This is a genomic window from Ekhidna sp., assembly GCF_965212185.1.
Classification (GTDB): Bacteria; Bacteroidota; Bacteroidia; order Cytophagales; family Cyclobacteriaceae; genus Ekhidna.
In genome coordinates, this window is the sequence record NZ_OZ243102.1 from 4,122,067 (window position 1) to 4,140,921 (window position 18,855).

General features: G+C 39.7%; 16 protein-coding genes and 1 pseudogene. 5 read left to right on the plus strand and 12 right to left on the minus strand.

From position 1 onward, the window contains the following. The first annotated feature begins 4 nt into the window (after positions 1 to 4). Positions 5 to 1,546 (plus strand): RagB/SusD family nutrient uptake outer membrane protein, encoded by a 1,542-nt coding sequence (locus tag ACOMC3_RS18060; protein WP_420317291.1) that lies wholly within the window; start codon positions 5 to 7, stop codon positions 1,544 to 1,546. A 29-nt stretch (positions 1,547 to 1,575) separates the two neighbouring features. Here the strand turns inward: ACOMC3_RS18060 and ACOMC3_RS18065 are convergent, their stop codons facing one another. From ACOMC3_RS18065 to ACOMC3_RS18085, 5 genes and pseudogenes are all read right to left on the minus strand, one after another. Next, the gene (locus ACOMC3_RS18065) at positions 1,576 to 1,842 is read right to left on the minus strand and encodes a pentapeptide repeat-containing protein (RefSeq protein WP_420319328.1); all 267 of its coding nucleotides are present in this window, start codon (positions 1,840 to 1,842) and stop codon (positions 1,576 to 1,578) included. 72 nt (positions 1,843 to 1,914) lie between these two features. Further along, positions 1,915 to 2,139, minus strand: a pseudogene (locus ACOMC3_RS18070) (pentapeptide repeat-containing protein); the annotation flags it as partial. 86 nt (positions 2,140 to 2,225) lie between these two features. Beyond that, positions 2,226 to 3,578: a RagB/SusD family nutrient uptake outer membrane protein gene (locus tag ACOMC3_RS18075; protein ID WP_420317292.1), complete on the minus strand. Its 1,353-nt coding sequence runs from the start codon at positions 3,576 to 3,578 to the stop codon at positions 2,226 to 2,228. An 18-nt stretch (positions 3,579 to 3,596) separates the two neighbouring features. Then, the gene (locus ACOMC3_RS18080; protein ID WP_420317293.1) at positions 3,597 to 6,659 is read right to left on the minus strand and encodes a SusC/RagA family TonB-linked outer membrane protein; all 3,063 of its coding nucleotides are present in this window, start codon (positions 6,657 to 6,659) and stop codon (positions 3,597 to 3,599) included. 179 nt (positions 6,660 to 6,838) lie between these two features. Then, positions 6,839 to 7,726, minus strand: coding sequence for an MBL fold metallo-hydrolase (locus ACOMC3_RS18085; RefSeq protein ID WP_420317294.1), 888 nt, complete (start codon positions 7,724 to 7,726; stop codon positions 6,839 to 6,841). Between the two features lie 183 nt (positions 7,727 to 7,909). Here ACOMC3_RS18085 and ACOMC3_RS18090 point away from each other — a divergent pair, with 183 nt between their 5' ends. Beyond that, on the plus strand, positions 7,910 to 8,392 hold the full coding sequence (locus ACOMC3_RS18090; protein WP_420317295.1) for a PaaI family thioesterase: 483 nt from the start codon (positions 7,910 to 7,912) through the stop codon (positions 8,390 to 8,392). Here the strand turns inward: ACOMC3_RS18090 and ACOMC3_RS18095 are convergent, their stop codons facing one another. Then, positions 8,393 to 8,782, minus strand: a complete 390-nt coding sequence (locus tag ACOMC3_RS18095; protein WP_420317296.1) for a hypothetical protein — start codon at positions 8,780 to 8,782, stop codon at positions 8,393 to 8,395. Between the two features lie 160 nt (positions 8,783 to 8,942). On the opposite strand from ACOMC3_RS18095, the gene lgt reads away from it, so the two are divergent. After that, positions 8,943 to 9,725, plus strand: a complete 783-nt coding sequence (lgt, locus tag ACOMC3_RS18100) for a prolipoprotein diacylglyceryl transferase (protein ID WP_420317297.1) — start codon at positions 8,943 to 8,945, stop codon at positions 9,723 to 9,725. Here the strand turns inward: lgt and ACOMC3_RS18105 are convergent. Genes ACOMC3_RS18105 through ACOMC3_RS18115 form a run of 3 tightly spaced genes read right to left on the minus strand, consistent with a single transcriptional unit; the run spans position 9,712 to position 13,399 of the window. Continuing rightward, positions 9,712 to 10,593, minus strand: a complete 882-nt coding sequence (locus tag ACOMC3_RS18105) for a diacylglycerol/lipid kinase family protein (protein ID WP_420317298.1) — start codon at positions 10,591 to 10,593, stop codon at positions 9,712 to 9,714. The two genes, lgt and ACOMC3_RS18105, sit on opposite strands and share 14 nt — an antisense overlap. After that, entirely contained in the window at positions 10,590 to 12,443 is a 1,854-nt protein-coding gene (locus ACOMC3_RS18110) for a phosphate/phosphite/phosphonate ABC transporter substrate-binding protein (protein WP_420317299.1), read from the minus strand. The genes ACOMC3_RS18105 and ACOMC3_RS18110 overlap by 4 nt, the downstream gene beginning before the upstream one ends. A gap of 5 nt (positions 12,444 to 12,448) precedes the next feature. After that, positions 12,449 to 13,399, minus strand: coding sequence for a pyridoxal-phosphate dependent enzyme (locus tag ACOMC3_RS18115; protein ID WP_420317300.1), 951 nt, complete (start codon positions 13,397 to 13,399; stop codon positions 12,449 to 12,451). 120 nt (positions 13,400 to 13,519) lie between these two features. Here ACOMC3_RS18115 and ACOMC3_RS18120 point away from each other — a divergent pair, with 120 nt between their 5' ends. Further along, complete coding sequence (locus ACOMC3_RS18120; protein WP_420317301.1) at positions 13,520 to 13,867, plus strand: endonuclease domain-containing protein; 348 nt, start codon at positions 13,520 to 13,522, stop codon at positions 13,865 to 13,867. 198 nt (positions 13,868 to 14,065) lie between these two features. Here the strand turns inward: ACOMC3_RS18120 and polA are convergent, their stop codons facing one another. Both polA and ACOMC3_RS18130 read right to left on the minus strand, forming a co-directional pair. After that, positions 14,066 to 16,825 carry a DNA polymerase I gene (gene polA, locus ACOMC3_RS18125; RefSeq protein ID WP_420317302.1) on the minus strand — a complete coding sequence of 920 codons (2,760 nt, stop codon included), beginning with the start codon at positions 16,823 to 16,825 and terminating at the stop codon, positions 14,066 to 14,068. A 49-nt stretch (positions 16,826 to 16,874) separates the two neighbouring features. Next, positions 16,875 to 17,354, minus strand: coding sequence for a hypothetical protein (locus tag ACOMC3_RS18130; RefSeq protein WP_420317303.1), 480 nt, complete (start codon positions 17,352 to 17,354; stop codon positions 16,875 to 16,877). Between the two features lie 146 nt (positions 17,355 to 17,500). Here ACOMC3_RS18130 and ACOMC3_RS18135 point away from each other — a divergent pair, with 146 nt between their 5' ends. Next, positions 17,501 to 18,217 (plus strand): hypothetical protein, encoded by a 717-nt coding sequence (locus ACOMC3_RS18135; RefSeq protein ID WP_420317304.1) that lies wholly within the window; start codon positions 17,501 to 17,503, stop codon positions 18,215 to 18,217. A 22-nt stretch (positions 18,218 to 18,239) separates the two neighbouring features. Here ACOMC3_RS18135 and ACOMC3_RS18140 read toward each other — a convergent pair whose 3' ends face one another. Continuing rightward, entirely contained in the window at positions 18,240 to 18,839 is a 600-nt protein-coding gene (locus ACOMC3_RS18140; protein ID WP_420317305.1) for an FISUMP domain-containing protein, read from the minus strand. Positions 18,840 to 18,855 lie beyond the last annotated feature (16 nt).

Genomic DNA, 18,855 nt, shown 5'->3' on the forward strand with positions numbered 1-18,855 from the left:
GAAAATGAAGAATGTCCTATTGTCAACTTTGGTTTTGGCACTTGTAAGTATCTCATGCGATGACTTATTAGACATTGAAGCATCAAACTCCTTGAGTGGTGATCTATTAGTGGACGAAGAGTCAATTCAATTAGCGCTAAATGGAGCCTATTTTAACTTTATGGGAATATCTGATGGTGGTGATGGCGGTGAATTGTTAGGCGGTGATTTCCAGGTTATGGCTGAACTCATGGTAAGGAATGATCAATTTGGATTTGACCCGCAGAGCAGTCAGGTAATTCCGCAAGAAATATTCTGGGATGAATCCGCTGCACCTACCTATGAGAATTTTGTGAACAAAAGCATTATTCCAACGAATTTAAGAGTGGAATCCAACTGGCGGAGAGCATACGAAACCATAAATCTGATCAATAATATTCTAGCCAATATTGATAATGTAGAAAATGGTAATGCTAGAAGTAGAATACAAGGCGAAGCTACTGCAATGAGAGGCATATTATATTTTGAGATGGCTCGATTATGGGGACCACAGTTTACGACTTCTTCTGCTTCAACATTAGTGCTGCCTCTACTGACCGAGCCTATTATTTCTGTGGATGAAATTGGGTTACCATCTAAGTCAAGCTTGGGAGATATCTATGATAGAGCTGAGCTGGACTTAACCAATGCGTCGGCTGATCTGCAATCGCTGGGCACCAATGGGACAAGAATATCCTATTATGCCTGCCAGGCATACTTAGCGAGATTAAATATGCAAAAGAATCAATACGATGTGGCCCAGACTCATTTGGAGAATATTTTGGATGGAACATTTACTCTTACAAATGAGCCAATGGATGCTTTCAACAATGCTACGAATAGTACAGAAGACATCTTGGCTATTCAGCAAACGCCAGGAAATAATACTGGTACACCAGGATCCGGTTCAGGCCTTGCCACGCTTTATTCATCCCTTACCGGAGAAGGACTTTCAGCTTTTAGAATCAGTCCGGATGCAATAAGCTCAGATGTGCTTTACAATAACCCAAGATTCAGTGATGCGGATTTACGTGCAACAGTAGATCTAAGTACGACCACTTCGACAACTGATGTAAGCACGGCTTATTACAGAGATCCAATAAATACAGCGATTATTAGTTCTGCGAAGTTTTTACGAAATACGGATGTGGTACCAGTGATAAGATTAGCTGAAGTCTATCTGAATAGAGCGGAGTGCATTTACGAACAAAACACAGGGGTAATTGATGCGACTGCATTAAATGATCTGAATATGATCAGACAAAGGGCGGGGATTGGAGCACTTAGTGTGGTAGACTTAAACGGTGACCCTGATCAGTTCTATGATAGTTTGATTCAGGAAAGAAATCGAGAACTGATCTATGAAGGGCATGTCCTTCATGATATTAGAAGGCAATTTGTCAATGGCTATTCAACAGGTATTTTGGTAGGAGGAAGACCGAACCCTGTGATAAACCCACTGGATCCGGATTTGATTTTACCCATTCCACAATCAGAATGTGACGCAAGCCCCGGATTATGTAACTAAAAATTTAAGGCCTCACATTGAGGCCTTTTTTATTGATCCTGAATAATCTTTATGTTGTACTTCAAGAGGAGGCCGCCTAGTTGAGATTGCGGGATTTTGGCTTTACTGATCTTATTGGTTTCCGGATCTAGAATTAGCCCATAAGATTTACTTAAATCAGCTCCTTCAAGATTGGTGTAATCAAATTTCGAGTTCGTCAAATCGCAACCGACAAGCTTTCCGTTACTTAAGTCTGCTTCTGAAAAGTCAACTTCCACAAGCTCACAGTTCAAGAAGGATATTTGTTTCAATTTCATCTGAAAAAAGATGCTATGATCAAGCAGGCAGTTAATGAAATAGGCATCAAATAATAATTTATTGCACGTGTCAAATTGAACACCAAGCATTTTGCAGTTGTTGAAAATTACTCCTCGAAATGAAGTTTCGTTGACCAATATATTGCTGAGATTGCAGCCCTCAAATTCACAATCAATGAACTTAGATGTGGAGAAATTACCGTTCGCAAATTCACAATTTTTAAAGGTGCAGTTTTCGTATTCGTTCTGATTATCGAAGGTCTTTTGTTTTTCAAAAACTTTATCGGCAACTAGCATAATTGATGCAACTTAAGATTTTCTGTAATGGAAGACATAAAAAAAGGCCTCACCAGGAGGCCTTTAGATTTTAATAATTCAAGTTATTAATAGCCAGGGTTTTGTTGTCCAGCTAATCCAGGGTTAGCATCCATCTCTCTTTGAGGGATTGGGAATACTAATTCTGGAGCATTGTACGCAAATGTTCCCACATTTTGCTGAAGTCGCTTAATGTCGTGAAGTCTGTGACCTTCAAAAGCAAGCTCAAGTCTTCTCTCTAAAAGAACATCATTAAGTGTTGCTGCTACAAGTAATGGCGCATTCGCTCTTGTTCTCAACAAGTTAAGATCATTGAGAGGAGTGTCACCAACAGCACTTGAAAGTCGAACGTTACACTCTGCACGGATCAAGTACATTTCTGCTAATCTGATTACTGGGACATTAGCAAATTGGTTAGTGTATTTACTGGTGAAAGTTCCACCATCATTATAGAAGAATGCACCTCTGTCATCTCCAACTGGATACAACGCAAGGTGAGGAGCTTGAACAATTATGTCTCCATCTCTTCCTCCAAACTGAGGTGTTGCCCAGTAAGTTGTCATAGCATTAACCCCATCCTGAGAGCTTACTTGCATAGCAAATATGTCTTCCGAAGAGTTTGCATCATTGTTAAATGCATCTGCGAACGCACCCAACTCAAGCTGATAGTCACCAGACCCAATTACTGCATTAGCATCAGCTAAGGCACTTGTATAGTTACCCATCTGAAGATGCACTCGTGCTCTTAACGCTTGCGCAGCACCGGAAGTAGCGAATACTCCATTGCTGGGAGGAAGATTAGTAATGGCATCACCCAAATCGTTTAGGACCTGAGTATATACCTCCTCTACCGTGTTTCGGCTTACATTATTCTCTGCAGTGATGCCTCTTGTAGGAGTCAACACCAAAGGAACTCCAAGTTGAGAGTTTCCACCACCAACTTCGTATGGAAGTCCGTAAAACTTAACAAGCTCAAAGTATAGAAGTGCTCGGATGAATTTTGCCTCACCTTCGACAACATCTGCCTGCGCCTGATCAGTAAAAATATCAAGTGCACTCAGTATGTTATTGACAATGTTAATTGTTTGATAGGCTTCTAACCACACTTCACCAGCGTCATTATTCACCGCAACCATGTTTTTATTAAACATCTCTCTTGGTGCGTTAAATGTACCAGCCCATAATAACTCGTCTGATGCAGCAAGCAATTCTGAGTTTCTCAGTGTTTCCCCACCAAACAAATCGTCAACTCCTACTTCATCGTATGCTCCAATTAATACAGCCTGTATATTCTCAGGAGTGGACAAAGCGAGTGTCTCTGAAATAGATTGTGCCGGCTCTAACTCCAGCTCATCAGAACATGCTGTGAAGCCAAGGATAGCTACCGTTACAATTAAAAATTTATTTATATATGATTTCATAATTATTCGCTTTTAAGATTAAAAACCTAATTGAACGCCCACAGTAAATGTTTTCGCTTGCGGAGCAGAGTAAAAATCATTACCCTGGAAGATGTTATTGGTACTTCCATCCGCATTTACTGTTAAGTAATCCGCACTTACTTCTGGATCCCACAATGGGTAGTCCGTGATTGTCAGTAAGTTCACCCCAGTGAAGTAGATTCTTGCTGAGCTAAGCTTAGCTTTAGAAAGTACGTCACCTGGCAGGTTGTAACCTACTGTAAGGTTTTTCAATCGAATATATGATCCATCATGAAGGAATCTACTCGATCTGCCTTGGCCACCGTTACCATATCCTAAATAAGCTTTAGGAACATCAGTAACATCTCCCGGCTGTCTCCATCTGCTAGCAATGTCCTTGCTAGGATTGTCAAACCAGTCAGCTGCTGATTGGAATACACCACCCACATTGTGAACACTGTTTCCTTGAACAAACTGGAAGAAAATGTTCAGATCAAAGTTGTTCCAGGTAATTGTGTTTTTCCATCCACCAATGTAATCCGGGTTCGGGCTACCAAGCACTACAAATTCTGCTTGAGAGAAATCATTGGTTGTTCCTCTTGGATCAGTTTCATTGTTTAAGTACCACAATGCATCTCCGTTTGCCGGATCAACACCTGCATACTCCGCTCCGTAGAAGGCTCCAATTGGGCTTCCTACTCGTACAACGTTCATTGTTCTTGAGCTACCGTTATCGATGATTTCCTGTCCACCAAGATCAGTTACTTCATTCTGATTGAACGCTATGTTGAATGAAGAAGTCCAAGAAAGTGGTCCTTCCAAAATCACACCGTTTAATACGATCTCAACCCCTTTGTTTTCTAGTTCACCAATGTTTTCATTGATGATTCTAAAACCAGTTGTTCCTGGAACAGGGTTAGAAAGTAATAGGTCAGTTGAAGTTTTCACATAGTAATCAATCTCACCGTTGATTCGATCATTTAGGAATCCAAAATCAAATCCAATATCAAGTTGAGAGTTCTTCTCCCAAGTCAAGTCAGGATTTGGAATTTGAGTAGGCTGAAGACCTCCGTTTCCAGCGTATCCTTCAGCACCATAAAGACCCAAAGCATCAAAGTTTCCGATACCTGCATTACCAGTGATTCCATAACTAGCACGAACTTTTAAGAAGCTTACGATATCGTTTCCTTGTAGAAAGGACTCTTCAGAAAGAATCCATCCTGCAGAAGCTGCTGGGAAAAACCCAAATCTGTTGTTAGCTCCGAATCGGGAAGAACCATCTAATCGACCACTTACTGTCAATAAGTACTTGTCATTCAGTTTATAATTCAATCTTCCGAAGTAGGATAAGAACGAAAACTCAGTCAAAGAACCAGTTCCAACTGCAATGTCAGCGGCACTTGCTAAAGTTTTCAAATCATTCACAGCAAACTCTTGACCCTCCACTCTGGTGATAGAGGTCTCAGACTTTTGAAAATCGAAACCACCGGTGAAGTCTATTGAGTGATTCGAGTTAATTAGCTTGTTGTAATTCACATATGCTTTGGTGTTGTAGTTGAACACTCTAGCCCATCGTGAAATCGCATAGCCATTGGTACCTTCACCACCATTGGTATAGTCAGCCCATCTTCTATCTTGATTTTGTGTAAGTAGATCTGCGCCTACCTCAGCTCTGATAGTAATGTCATCAGTGATGTTATAACCAACATAAGAGTTTAAAAGCGAACGGAATGTCACATCTTTTCTAGTCACACCTTCTAAGTCAAGAAGACCATTGTAATAAGTAGTAACCGGGCGATCATTCAGATTACCTTCGCTATCTCTTACTGGAGTAATTGGTGAAAGTGCAATCAACTGAATTGGAGTAGAGAACTGGTTATCATCAGAAACTCTGTCAATATCAGTTCTAATAAATCCACTATTCAATCCGAAAGATAATTTGTCGTTTGCAGAGTGGTCAAGATTTAAGCGTGTGCTTAATCTTTTCAATCCATTTCCAATCAAAATACCATCCTGATCTGTATAGCTTCCACTTACATAGAATCTTGTGTCTTCAGATCCACCAGATGCTGAGATATCAAACTTGGTTGTTTTTGAGTCGTCATTATAGGCTAACTCTTCCCAGTCTGTATCTACTTCACCAGTTTGCCAGGAAGTTCCTCCAGAATATCTGTCTAATCTTCCAAGCGCAAAAGCGGACCATGATCCTGGATCATCGGTAGGAGTACCATCAACTTCATCTGAGTTGGCAGCAGCTTCGATGATATAATCGACGTATTCTTCAGCATTCAACCACTCTCTTTTGTTAGTTGGGCTATTTACCCCAGTCTGGTAGTTGATATTGTACTGCGTTTTACCTGGCTTACCTGATCGTGTAGTGATGATAACAACCCCATTAGCAGCTCTAGATCCGTAGATAGCAGCTGCGGATGCATCCTTCAATACTTCTACAGAAGCAATGTCATTAGGGTTAATATCACTTAGTGGGTTTGAAACAGCCTCTGCCGGGTTACCCACGTTTTGAGTAGTAATTGGCACACCATCTACGACGAAAAGTGGTTGACTGTCTGCCGTGATTGATGAAGCACCACGGATTCTAACTTTGATTCCCTGACCCACTTTACCATTCGAACTTTCAATGAAAACCCCTGATGCACGTCCCTGAAGCGTTTGCTCCACATTTGGTACTGGCATATTCCTGAGTTCCTCTCCGTCCACTTTAGCAATGTTACCAGTCAGTTCAGTCTTCAATTGGGCACCATACCCAACAACTACGACTTCATCAAGCTCAGTAGCTCCGCCCAACGTAATATCAATTGTTGTGCGATTACCTACAGAAACTTCTTGAGTTTCAAAGCCAACAAATGAATAAACGAGTGTTGCTCCGTCTTCTACCTGAAGACTGTAGTTCCCGTCCATACCAGTTGTTGTACCTGATGTTGTTCCTTTAATGACAACATTCACACCAAGCAAGGGTTCACCGCTTTCATCAGTGACCTTACCTGAAACAGTTCTTTGCGCCATCACCTCAAACGAGGCTAAAAAGATGACAGCAAAGCATAGTAGTAAAGCTTTCTTCATATGAAAAAATTTAATTGTTAAAAACTCAAATTTAAAATTAAACATGAGTTAAGTTAAGTGAATATAGAATGAAACAGAATCTAACGGAATAACCTTACTTGAATGGGAAATATTTGTAAAGAATCGCGTATTATTAGCAATGAATGGTAGACTTTTTCAGCATGTAACTGTAAAATGTCCTAAACACCGCTTTTTTTCTTCCAGTAGCGAACAAGACCTGCCACACTCATCCACGAGGGATTGGCTGCTTCATATTGCAAAACACCCTGATCAGATACTCCACGATCTTTTAATTGCTTTGATGTATATGCCATAAACTCAGGAGTAATTTCATCATTGCTCATTCCAGCTTCCCACTTTTTCTTTATCCATTGAGCCCAGTCATTGATGATTTCCTTCAATTCATGCATGTGAATGTTTGGGTTCTGCTCCTCACCAAAATGAGTTAATGCCAACTTATTTGGGTTTTTAGAAAGAACCAGGTCAATGGAATGGAGCCAGTCTTCGATATTAATATCAGGAGGAGGGCATGGAGGGACAACAGGGCCTCCATCAATCTTAACACCTGCTACATCTCCGGTGAATATCGTGTCTTTCCATTGCCATGCAATGTGGTGCTTTGCATGTCCGGGAGTATGCAATGAACGGAAACTATGACCCCCAACTTCAATTACCTCTTCGTGATTTACTATTTGAAGGTACTTTTTGGGTATGCTTTCCATTTTGCCCCAAAGAGAATCCATTTGGTCTCCATAGATCATAGTAGCTGAGGCAACCAACTTTGATGGGTCATGCATGTGATCATAGCCGAATGGATGAAGATAAATTTTAGCCCCTTTTTCTGCAAAAGCCCATGCTGCACCGGCATGATCAAAGTGAATGTGTGATAAGAATAAATGTTTCACATCTTCAATTTTATAGCCGTGATTAGATAGTCCTTTCTCGAGACTCGGAAAGGTTGAATAAGGACCGGATTCAATTAAAACGGGACCTTCTTTAGTTTCAATCAGGAATGCAGCTATTGCATGCTTGTAATTTTGGAAATGAAGGTCAAGGGTATGATACATAATTTTTAATTTGAAGGTATCAAATCAAAATACTTGTGATATTGAATGCAATGAAATATCTCCCTTAATTCTAGAAGGACTTCAAAACATTTCATCAAAACCACTTTATTATAAATATTTCTCCTAAAGTCGAAAAGACAAGTATTTTGATTTGATTTAACGTTTAGAAGTAAAGTTAGTAAAATGAGTGCGTCAAAATATTTTCAAGATCATATGCCCGAAAATGTCTGCTTTGGTTGTGGACATAATCATGAAGGATTGCAGATTAAAAGTTATTGGGATGGAGATGAAGCTGTTTGTAAATGGAAGTCCGAAGAGAAATATCATGGATGGAGCAACCTAATGAATGGCGGCATCATGGCAACTTTGATTGATTGCCACTGCATGGGCACTGCTATGGCGGACGCTTATAAAAGAGAAGGGAGGTCACTTGATACCGATCCTGAATATAGGTACGCCACCGGAACACTTACAGTAAAATATTTGAAACCTACTCCTAATTCTGAAGTAGAAATAAGGGCAAGAGTTGTGGAAGTCAAAGGAAGAAAAACCATTCTCAAATGTGATTTTCTATCTGAGAATGGGGAAAAAACCGCGGAGGCAGATGTTGTCGCAATCCGCGTTTATGATGGTAGCGAGGGGAAAGAAACGGTTTTTAAAAGCTAACTAATCGAAGGAAAGAACGACCTTTGTTTTAGCCGTTTCCGTATAATCATGAGCTTCTGAAAAGGTAATCGTCACCCCACTTATGACAACTTCATTTACCAACTCGGTTTCTGTATTTGAAGTGAGGTCACCTAAACCTAGCTCAATCTCTTCCTGATTGATTTCTAAATCAACAACAAGTCTGCCTTGCCAAATACACTCTGAGTTTGGTGGGCACAAGGAGTTTTCTTTGATTGAAAGAAATGTGACTTTCCAGTCCTTTCCAATAATTTTCTTGGAGGCACTTTGCTGATATTGAACGATAATTTCATTATCTGCCGTTGGATTTACTTGCTCTTTTTTACATCCAATGAAAAGAAGAGCAATCATAAGAACTCTAATTAAGCTCATTGCAAAATTGTTTCTGCAACATGCTCAAATCTTATGCCAAGTCAATTACAGTTTTGTAATTTCTAATTGCTATTAAAAGTTTAAGCTGCTATGCAGTTGACTGCAGGACTTAAATCTATAGGTATTTTCACCTAATTTCACCTTAACTAAAAATGATTTTATGCATCCTGAACTATTTTCAATTGGTGGCTTCACGGTTCATACGTATGGTTTTATGATCATGCTGGGAGCGACATTAGGGTTCTTTTACATGTCCAATAGTGTGAAAAAGGATTTAGGAATAGAGCGAGATAAAATTCAGAATCTTGCCATTCTTATCATCTTGGCAGCTTTTATTGGAGGGAAACTATTTTTTTACATGGAGGATCCAGGATACTATTTTAGTTCGTGGGCGAACATGAAGAAAAATTTCCGGACTGGTTTTGTGTTTTATGGATCATTACTTTTCGCAATACCTGTTACAGTATGGTATTTCCGAAAAGAGAAATGGCCTTTATGGCCATTGATGGATAGGCTAGCAATCACCGCATGTATTATTCACGGAATGGGGCGTTTAGGATGCTTCTTTGCTGGCTGTTGTCATGGTATTCCTACAGATATGCCATGGGGAGTGACGTTCACAGATCCTGTCTCGCAAGCAGAACCTTTAAATACTGCCTTACACCCCACACAGCTATATTCTGCAAGTTTGATTTTTGGAATAATGATAATCCTTCTAATGTTTAGGAGGCATAAGCGATTTGAAGGCCAGCTCTTCTTTATTTATATCATTCTATATGCATTTGGGCGCGGGATAATTGAATTTTTCCGTGGGGATGAAGAGCGCGGCTACATTATTGATGGGGTTTTGTCTCACTCTCAATTTATCAGCATCGGGGTGATTGCTATTACTGTTTGGGCATATTTGAGATTTAAGAAGAGGGCGAGATTTAAAAAGAAGTAACCCTTAATTTTAACTCTCCTGGTAATACCTTTATTTCAAAAGGAGGCTGTCCCATTCGTTCGCCATCAATGTGAGCAAATAGGGCCTCATTAGCTTCCACATTTATGGATTTAGCCCTATAAAATTCGATTTCTTCTAATGACCCATGTGTTCCGTTGGAAAGTTTATGAATGTTTAAAAATCTTCTTAGCCCAGAGATTTTTCCAATCTCGCAGATTTCTAATAGTCCATCATCGATTTTAGCTTCGGGCATTAGCTTAAATCCTCCACCGAAAGTGGTTCCATTTCCGATGGTTAAAAGGATCAAATCCTTTTCGAATTTCTGGTTATCGATTTGATATTGAAAAGGGCGTTCTTTATAACCTCCCAGTATTCGAAGGACGTGATAGTAATAAGCCGCATGTCCAGAAAGTAAAGGCACTCTCTTTGTGGCCATGTCTTCTACAATTTGTCCATCAAATCCAATCCCGACCCCATTAACAAATTTGCGGTCGTTGCATTGCCCCAAATCAATCTGATGCACCATGCCTGTCAAAGCTGTTTCAAAAACTTGTTCTAGATTTTTACCCAGTTCAACAGTTTTTATAAAATCATTTCCAGTACCAGAAGGAATGATCGAAACAGGGATGTCAAAATTGAGACCATTTATTGATTCATTGATGGTTCCATCACCACCGATGACGATCAGATCACTGTAGCTTTTATCCAGTTTCTCAGAAACGGTTTTTAAGGCACTTTTTGATTGTTCTGTATCATGAAATTCGAATTGGACATTTCTGGATTCTAAAAACTCTTTGAACCCAGAGAATATTTTTTTGAGCTTGCGTTGACCGGCATGAGGATTCCCAATGATAAAGAGCTTCTTCATGGGTTTACCGGCTTACTCTTGCTGAGTATAGTCATAATCCTGCTAAACTCTTTCTCTGTTACCGTTCCATCTTTTACGATATCTGCAATTTCATCTGCATCATCTTCATTCAACTTTACGTCACCATGTTGGTGAATGTCTACGATGTTTTGCATGTCTTCAATGCGATGTTTTAGAATGATGAATTGATTCTCATTAATAATCCCCTCTTCAAAGGCATGGCTGATTTTATCTTTTTGTTCAAGCAATTTAGCTTCGAGCTTAAAGTGACCTTCCACATATTCCTTAATCAGGCTGTTAGTTTCCTGAAGAATACTTTTGAAACGTTTCTTTTTCCTGTTGGAAATTACACGACCTATTATGGTTGACAATAGAGCAACCATAATACCACCAATCAATCCAATTTTATCCCAATAATGCTGCTTCCAAAAATCGCTACTGAAAATATTATAGGTATTGATATCCGCAATGTCTTCATCGGTTGTAGAAGAAATACTTCTCCCATATGCTATCTCAACGGGAGCATTTCTATAAAATTCATCATCGGATTCAAAGAAGATGTTGAGCTGATCAATTTTTGCTATTTCATCTGGTTCAATCCTAATTTTTCTACCCGATTGATCGGTGAATGAAAATTCATAATCACTCAAATTGATACCGTCATTTAAACCATATGTGATAAACCATTCAGATCCATTATATAAAAGGACCGTTTTGATTACTGATTTCTTCAATAAGGAACGACTGGCAATGGAGGGAACTGTTACATTCATCGAATCAGGCGTCACCTCTCCATCAGTAACAAATTCATTGTTGATCTTTATTTGATAGCTGAAATGATCACCAGTAACAGCCAAATCTAAATCCAACTGATACTCCGGAGCATGGGTTGATTTATTTGAAAATCTCTTACTTTCAGCCAATAACCGTCTAATACGGCGTTCCATAACGGTTGTGACATCACCCAGATCATCCAATTGCTGTCTTGCTTTATCTGTAGATGAAATATTGATACCGACTTCCGGTTTTACGCGAATGATTCTTAAATACCTTCGAATCAGATTGTAGTATTCATCCTTTTTCAGCTCCCATCTCGTAATTCCTAATGGATTATCCCACAGTGATCTGTTGTTTGGAACCTTATGAGCGTTAGCAAAAACCTGAACTACCCTGCTTTTTAATGCTGTATCCATTTTAGGAGAAGCGACATATGCATGATGTGGGACTTTGAACCTTTCCAATTCTTTAAAATCATTTTTGCTGATACCCTCAACTTTATCAAATCGAGTTTCATCCACAGCAATAGCATCTGCTTTACCTTCTGAAAGCGCTAAGATCGCTTCCTCATGACTGCCAGCAAACTGATAGTTTATATCCTGATCTATATCTATGCTATGTTCAGTAAAAATTCCTTTGGGATATTTAAATCCGGAAGTGGAAGTTGGTTTTACAAACAAAAATTGCTTGCCTTTTAAATCTTGGAGCTCTTCTATGGGGTTGTCCTTTCCAACTAAAATACTCCCGTAAAAATGATCAGATCCATTTACGTGATGAGTTGCAAAAACCTTAAGATCCGGGAATACCTTTTTTTCCCTCAGATATGGAAATACGGTAAAGACACCAATGTCATATTCACCATTATCCAGGTAATAGGCCAGATCGTCTTCATTGACAATATGTATTTCAGCCTCTAATCCCAACTCCGATGCAACGTAATCCATGAGTGGTTGGTAGGTTGCTAAAACTTTATCCTGAGTTTTGTAAAGGACAATCCCAACCTTCAATTTCTCTTGCGCAGAACCTAGCGTTCCAATACAAATTATGATGACAATAAGGAGGATCTTTTGCATAGGACTTAAAATGGAAGTTTGCTTAAATCTACATTACCCCCAGTAAGAATTACTCCTACTCGCTTGCCTTTAAAGGCATTTGGATACTTAAGGATGGCAGCAAAAGGAACAGCACACGAAGGCTCAATGACTATTTTCATGCGTTCCCAGATCAGCTTCATGGCTGCAATTATTTCCTCTTCAGAAACGGTCAACACTTCCTTAACATGTTCTTTAAGAATCTCAAAGTTCTTTTCCCCGATGGTTGTTTTTAAACCATCAGCAATGGTATCTGAAGTCTTATTAGGAATAATCTTTCCAGCCTTGATCGATTGATAAGCATCATCTACGGCAGCAGGTTCACCTAAGTAAAGCTCCATATTGGGATCCAAAAAGTGGCTTACTAATGCACATCCTGCAGCAAGACCACCACCACCAACAGGTGTGATAATAGCATCCAAATCGTCAACTTCTTCTATTAGCTCTTTGGCTGCTGTAGCCTGACCTGCAATAATGTTATAGTCGTTGAAGGGATGGATTAATGTAGCACCAGTCTTAGCCACTACTTCTTCACATGTCTTCGATCTGGACTCATCATTTGGCTCACAAAAAATGACCTCAGCATCATATCCTTTTACAGCATTTATTTTAACAATGGAAGCATTTTTTGGCATAACGATATAAGCCTTGGCGCCTGCAAGTTTGGCTGCTAGTGCGACAGCTTGTCCATGGTTTCCGGAGGAGTGACAGGCAAATCCGTTGGTTCGGTCTTCAGGGCGATAGCTAAATATGGCGTTTGCTGCTCCACGCATTTTAAAAGCGCCCACTTTTTGAAAGTTCTCGCATTTAAAAAACATCTGGCATCCAGAAAAAACATCCAGATTCGCTGATGTCATGACTGGTGTATTGTAGATGTATTTAGAGATCCGCTGGTGAGCTCTTTTTATGTCAGAGAAAGAAGGAGGTGATGTAAGCATAGAAATGGAAATCCTATTTATTTGAGATTTTTATCAAATTTAAAACGAATCTGTTCCCCCTCGAGGGGGCTAGGGGGTGATATGAACAAATATTCCAATAACAACTACAATAAAAATCTAATGCAACTGGCTAGAAAGCTTAGAAAGAATCCAACGAAAGCAGAAACAGTCATCTGGCGAGAGGTGCTAGGAGAAAAACAGATGATGGATTATCGTTTTTTGAGACAAAGACCAATAGATAATTACATCGTGGATTTCTTTTGCAAAGAATTGAAATTGATCATCGAAGTAGATGGGTACACTCATCAGTTTGAAGAGGTTTTGGTCAAAGATCAAGCCAGAGAGAAGGAACTAAAAGAGATGGGATATTTCATTCTTCGTTTTGAAGATTCTGAGGTTCTATCTGACATCAATAATGTTGTGAGAACCATTGAAAATTGGATTTTGGATAAAGAGGTCACCCCCTAACCCCCTCAAAGGGGGGAATAGGACTGCAAATCTTCACGTTCGACCATTCCAAAACACGAATTTGATTTGTTTCAATAGGATTAATATGTGCAGGACAAATAACGAATCTCCAATATGGTTGGAAATAACTATTTAAGGAGGTCTTTCTTCCTGAACACCATTCTCCCAAGAGGGAGCTAGGCGGTGATTATACCAATTCTAATGCGCCTCTAACCAATTCTCACCAACTCCAATGCCAATTTCCATGGGAACGTCTAGTGGATGTGCCTCTTTCATGAAGTCCTCAACTTTGGAAATCAGTAGATCCTGCTCTTCTTTGTGCATATCAAAAACTAATTCATCATGGACCTGCATGATCATCTTAGATTTCAATTTTTCTGATTGCATCCACTTGTGAATGTCAATCATGGCTATCTTGATGATATCTGCAGCACTTCCCTGGATCGGAGCATTGATAGCGTTTCGTTCATCAAAACCTCTCATGGTAAAATTCCTGGAATTGATATTTCTCAAATACCTCCTTCGACCTAAAATGGTCTCTACATACTCATCCTCTTTTGCTTTAGCAATCGTTTCATCCATGTATTTTTTCACATTTGGAAACTCTTTAAAATAGGAGTCAATGATTTCTTGTGCTTCTCCGCGTGCGATGTTCAGGTTCTGCGAAAGTCCAAATGCAGAAATGCCATAAATAATACCAAAGTTCACCTCTTTGGCTTTGCGTCTCATATTCGGCTCCACATTGTCAATGTCTACCCCAAATACCTTAGCTGCAGTTGTGGCATGAATATCCCGACCTTCTTTAAAAGCTTGCATCATGCTTTCATCCTTCGAGAAGGCTGCCATGATTCGGAGCTCGATTTGAGAATAATCAGCGGCCATGATCAAATGGTTACTATCTCGCGCAACAAAAGCTTTCCGGATCTCACGTCCCTTTTCTGTTCGAATGGGGATGTTTTGAAGGTTCGGATTATTCGAGCTTAATCTTCCAGTTGCCGCCACTGTCTGTCTGTAATCTGTATGGATGCGATCATCTGTTGGACTGATCAGTTTTGGCAGGGCATCTACATAGGTAGACTTCAATTTTTGATATTCTCTGAATTCTAAAATCTTAGCTGCAATCGCATGCTCATCGGCTAGTTTGGATAAGATATCCTCACCTGTTGCGTATTGGCCTGTTTTCGTCTTTTTGGGTTTTTCAACAAGCTTAAGTCTGTCAAAAAGTATTTCTCCTAGCTGCTTAGGAGAGCCAATATTGAATTCAACGCCTGCAATTTTATAAATTTCGTCCTGTGCTTCCCTACTGGCCTCATCCAGCTCTTTGGACATTTTCTCCAGGGTATCCGTATTCACTTTTACCCCTTGATATTCCATGTCTGCAAGGACAAAAGATAAGGGTTCTTCAACTTCATGAAGCAATTTTTGAAGTTTTCGTTCTTCAATGTCCTTTTCAATAACTTCTTTTAGCTGAAGCGTAATATCTGCATCTTCACACGCATAATCTTTGACCTTTTCTGGCTCAATCTGATCAATGGTTTTTTGGTTTCTGCCCTTTGGCCCTACCACATTTTCATAGGAAATCGTTTTATAGTTTAGGAGCTTTTCAGCCAACCAATCCATGCTATTGTTAGACTCAGGATCCAAAAGAAAATGAGCCAGCATGGTATCGAAGATGGATCCTCTCACATAGACATTATAGTTGCGCATGATTTGAATATCATACTTCAGGTTTTGTCCAATCTTTTCAATCTGATCATTCTCCAAAACGTCTTTGAAAACATCTGCAATCTCCTGTGCATTTGTATTACATGGAACGTACCAGGCTTCCCCTTTTTCTATCGCAAAAGCGATTCCAACCAACTTTGCTTCCCTGGTTTCCAAACTAGTGGTTTCTGTATCAAAGCAGAACGATTTCTGAGTGTCTAATTTATTAGCTAGCTCTTTAGCTTTCTCAACTGAATCTACCAAATGATAGGTATGTGCTGTTGTTTCAATCGAAGATCGTTTGTCTGAAGACTCGCTTGATTCTCCCGCAGTATCAAACAAGCCGAGCTGCTGGGTGTCTCCCTTCTTTATTTCATTTTCTTCCTGGAAAACCCGTCGAGCGATCGTCTTAAACTCCAACTCATCGAAGATTGGCTTCAAAATTTCAGAATTAGGGTCTCCATATTTAAGGGCATTCTCATCGAACTCAATGGGTGAATCAATCTTGATGGTCGCCAACTTTTTCGACATGATGCCTTGCTGTCCGTGCTCCTGCACGCGCTTCTGTAAGGCTCCTTTTAGTTCATCCGCATGAGCCACGATTTCTTCGACCGAGCCATATTCCTTCAAAAGCTTTGAAGCGGTTTTATCCCCAATGCCGGGGATCCCAGGTATGTTGTCTACCGAGTCCCCTTTCAGTCCGAGTACATCTCTCACCTGATCCACTTTGTCAATGTCAAACTTTTCCAATACCTCAGGGATGCCCATGATATCCACGCCGTTACCCATTCGACGTGGTTTGAACAAAAAGATATTTTCATCCACCAGTTGAGCAAAATCCTTATCTGGCGTCATCATGTAAACCTTAAAGCCCTCCTTGCTGGCTTTCTTCGCGATGGTTCCAATTAGGTCATCGGCTTCAAAACCATCTTTCATCAGAATAGGGATATTAAACCCTTCAACGATCTTCAGGCAGTATGGAATCGCCACTTTTATTTCTTCTGGTTGCTCTTGCCTGGTCGCCTTGTACTCCTTATAATCTTCATGCCTGAATGTAGGAGCATGCGTATCAAATGCCACTCCAATGTGCGAAGGTTTTTCTTTGGTGATTATCTCTAATAGTGCATTTGTAAAACCTAAAATTGCTCCGGTATTTATTCCATTAGTGGTCAGTCTTGGGTTTTGACTCATGGCGAAGTGAGCACGATAAATCAATGCAAATGCATCGAGGAGGAAGAGTTTCTTTTCAGACATGCGGCTAAGTTAAATAGCCAGCTTGTTAATTGAATTCTTTAAGAAAAATCTATTTCTTCAAGCGGTATTCATTGCGCATGAATCGCTCATCGCTGGATTCATACTGAACCTCTTTTTTTATAGATAAACTCGTTCCCCCAATGATGTAGGTTTTTATGAAACGCGCCTTTTGACCATTATCTTTTCCACTGGAATAGGCCACTATTGTCCACAGGTTATCTATAAGCTGAACTTTTTCAATGTTTTCACCAGCTATTTTTTCTTTATCCAAATCAATAATTACGGTACTAGTTGAGTTGGCTTTAGGCTCTTTAGGATAGACGTAGTTGAACTTGAATTTCCCTTCTTTCACTTTTTCAATACTTACTTCTACCGGAATTTTCACCTCTTTATTTGATGAGTAATCCAAATAGACCAAATCCCCGGTCCATTGTCCTTCCAGTAATTGAAGATCCTCTTGAGTCATATTTTGGGCGTAGGCAAGAGAAATACTTAGAAAAAGAATGATTGTACTGTATCGTTTCTTCATAATGGTTAAGCTTGTGATTATAGAAACTGATAATCCAATAAAATGTTATTGTCCTCTGTTGCAACAGATAACTTATTTGAATATTATATATGAAGACCGATATATGAAACATTCCTGTTAACTTATGACATCTAACCTATCTCACATTGGAAAAATACAAGAACCTACACCTCTGGATGGTCCTTCCATTGGTTATTATTCAAGTCGGAATATTCAATTTTTACTGGCCAAAGATTACAACAACTTCCTGGGAGTTCCATATTCATTATTGGTTGGTCACGGGTTGGTTTGTCCTTATGATCATTCAGCCCTATCTCATTGAAAAAGGTAAAACTTTCAATCATAGAACTTTAGGAATGATTGGTTTTCTAATAGCAGGAGGAATTGTATTCACAAGTATGAGTTTGCTAGATATTCCCTTAAAGCGAGCTGCTGTCTATGATCCATCCAGACCCGGACCGCCGTTATCATTTTATTATGGCACCTTGGTCATCGAGCTCATATTAGGTCTTCTTTATGGATTTGCTGTAATTCAAGCCATTCGATTTAGGAAAGTTCTACACGAACATGCCTGGTGGATGATTTGTTCTGTTTTCTACCTCATGATGCCTGCGTTGGGGCGTGGTATGATCGTTCTATGGAGAGCGCTTGTACCAATAGAGAAACTTAACCCAATGATGGTGGCCTTGAGTGCTGAACTCATTTTCATTCCGCTATTGGTTGTTTATGCGATTCGCTTTGGTAAAATGAAACATCTAGCAACCATCATCGGCTTGTTGACCGTTTTGTTGAGGTTGTTAAGGGTTCCAATAGGTTCGTCAGAGGCTATTCAAAATTTCCTGGACGGGTTGATTAAGTGGTAAGACCCCCAACACGATGATCAGACTATTCGCTAATGTTCTCACAAACACAGCGCACAGCAAACAAACGATACTCCTCTGGTTTTGATTGTTTCAAATTATGCTTGTGCGCATGCCCGGTAATTGAGTATGGAGATAAATGCATATGAAAACGATCATCTGTTGCAGGGTTAACAGTCCAGAAATCTACGAACATGCCATCATCCACTTTACCTCCCTCCATTCGTCCATAAGGTTCAATATTTAGAACGTTTGATTCAAAAATGTTGTATTGATCCAGAAAGTCAACCCGATAAAGCTTTTGATTCTCCCCCATCATTTCTGCGATTTCAGCATCCTCAAATGAATTGGTGAATAACTCCCATTCTTCTACCGTAGGTAGCCGCCAATCCTCCGGACATACTCCCTCCAAATATTGAAAATCGTAGAATCTTATCTTGTCGCAATCGTTTAGGCAAGTAGACCCTTCAGCTTCATATAGAAGATTTTCTGCCATCCAATAAAGATTCCCGAGCTTCACAATTTCATATTGGTTGCCATCTCTCTTATCTGATAGAAGCTGCTGACCAAAGCTGCTAAATCCTATTAAGACTAAAAGGAAGGTTATATGATGCTGAATTTGCATACAGAAAAGTTAATAA

What these genes read in the sequence shown, in the direction of transcription:
- ACOMC3_RS18060 (WP_420317291.1), top strand. Translation starts at nt 5, where the DNA reads ATGAAGAATGTCCTATTGTCAACTTTGGTTTTGGCACTTGTAAGTATC.
- ACOMC3_RS18065 (WP_420319328.1), bottom strand. Translation starts at nt 1,842, where the DNA reads ATGAAATTGAAACAAATATCCTTCTTGAACTGTGAGCTTGTGGAAGTT.
- ACOMC3_RS18075 (WP_420317292.1), bottom strand. Translation starts at nt 3,578, where the DNA reads ATGAAATCATATATAAATAAATTTTTAATTGTAACGGTAGCTATCCTT.
- ACOMC3_RS18080 (WP_420317293.1), bottom strand. Translation starts at nt 6,659, where the DNA reads ATGAAGAAAGCTTTACTACTATGCTTTGCTGTCATCTTTTTAGCCTCG.
- ACOMC3_RS18085 (WP_420317294.1), bottom strand. Translation starts at nt 7,726, where the DNA reads ATGTATCATACCCTTGACCTTCATTTCCAAAATTACAAGCATGCAATA.
- ACOMC3_RS18090 (WP_420317295.1), top strand. Translation starts at nt 7,910, where the DNA reads ATGAGTGCGTCAAAATATTTTCAAGATCATATGCCCGAAAATGTCTGC.
- ACOMC3_RS18095 (WP_420317296.1), bottom strand. Translation starts at nt 8,782, where the DNA reads ATGAGCTTAATTAGAGTTCTTATGATTGCTCTTCTTTTCATTGGATGT.
- lgt (WP_420317297.1), top strand. Translation starts at nt 8,943, where the DNA reads ATGCATCCTGAACTATTTTCAATTGGTGGCTTCACGGTTCATACGTAT.
- ACOMC3_RS18105 (WP_420317298.1), bottom strand. Translation starts at nt 10,593, where the DNA reads ATGAAGAAGCTCTTTATCATTGGGAATCCTCATGCCGGTCAACGCAAG.
- ACOMC3_RS18110 (WP_420317299.1), bottom strand. Translation starts at nt 12,443, where the DNA reads ATGCAAAAGATCCTCCTTATTGTCATCATAATTTGTATTGGAACGCTA.
- ACOMC3_RS18115 (WP_420317300.1), bottom strand. Translation starts at nt 13,399, where the DNA reads ATGCTTACATCACCTCCTTCTTTCTCTGACATAAAAAGAGCTCACCAG.
- ACOMC3_RS18120 (WP_420317301.1), top strand. Translation starts at nt 13,520, where the DNA reads ATGCAACTGGCTAGAAAGCTTAGAAAGAATCCAACGAAAGCAGAAACA.
- polA (WP_420317302.1), bottom strand. Translation starts at nt 16,825, where the DNA reads ATGTCTGAAAAGAAACTCTTCCTCCTCGATGCATTTGCATTGATTTAT.
- ACOMC3_RS18130 (WP_420317303.1), bottom strand. Translation starts at nt 17,354, where the DNA reads ATGAAGAAACGATACAGTACAATCATTCTTTTTCTAAGTATTTCTCTT.
- ACOMC3_RS18140 (WP_420317305.1), bottom strand. Translation starts at nt 18,839, where the DNA reads ATGCAAATTCAGCATCATATAACCTTCCTTTTAGTCTTAATAGGATTT.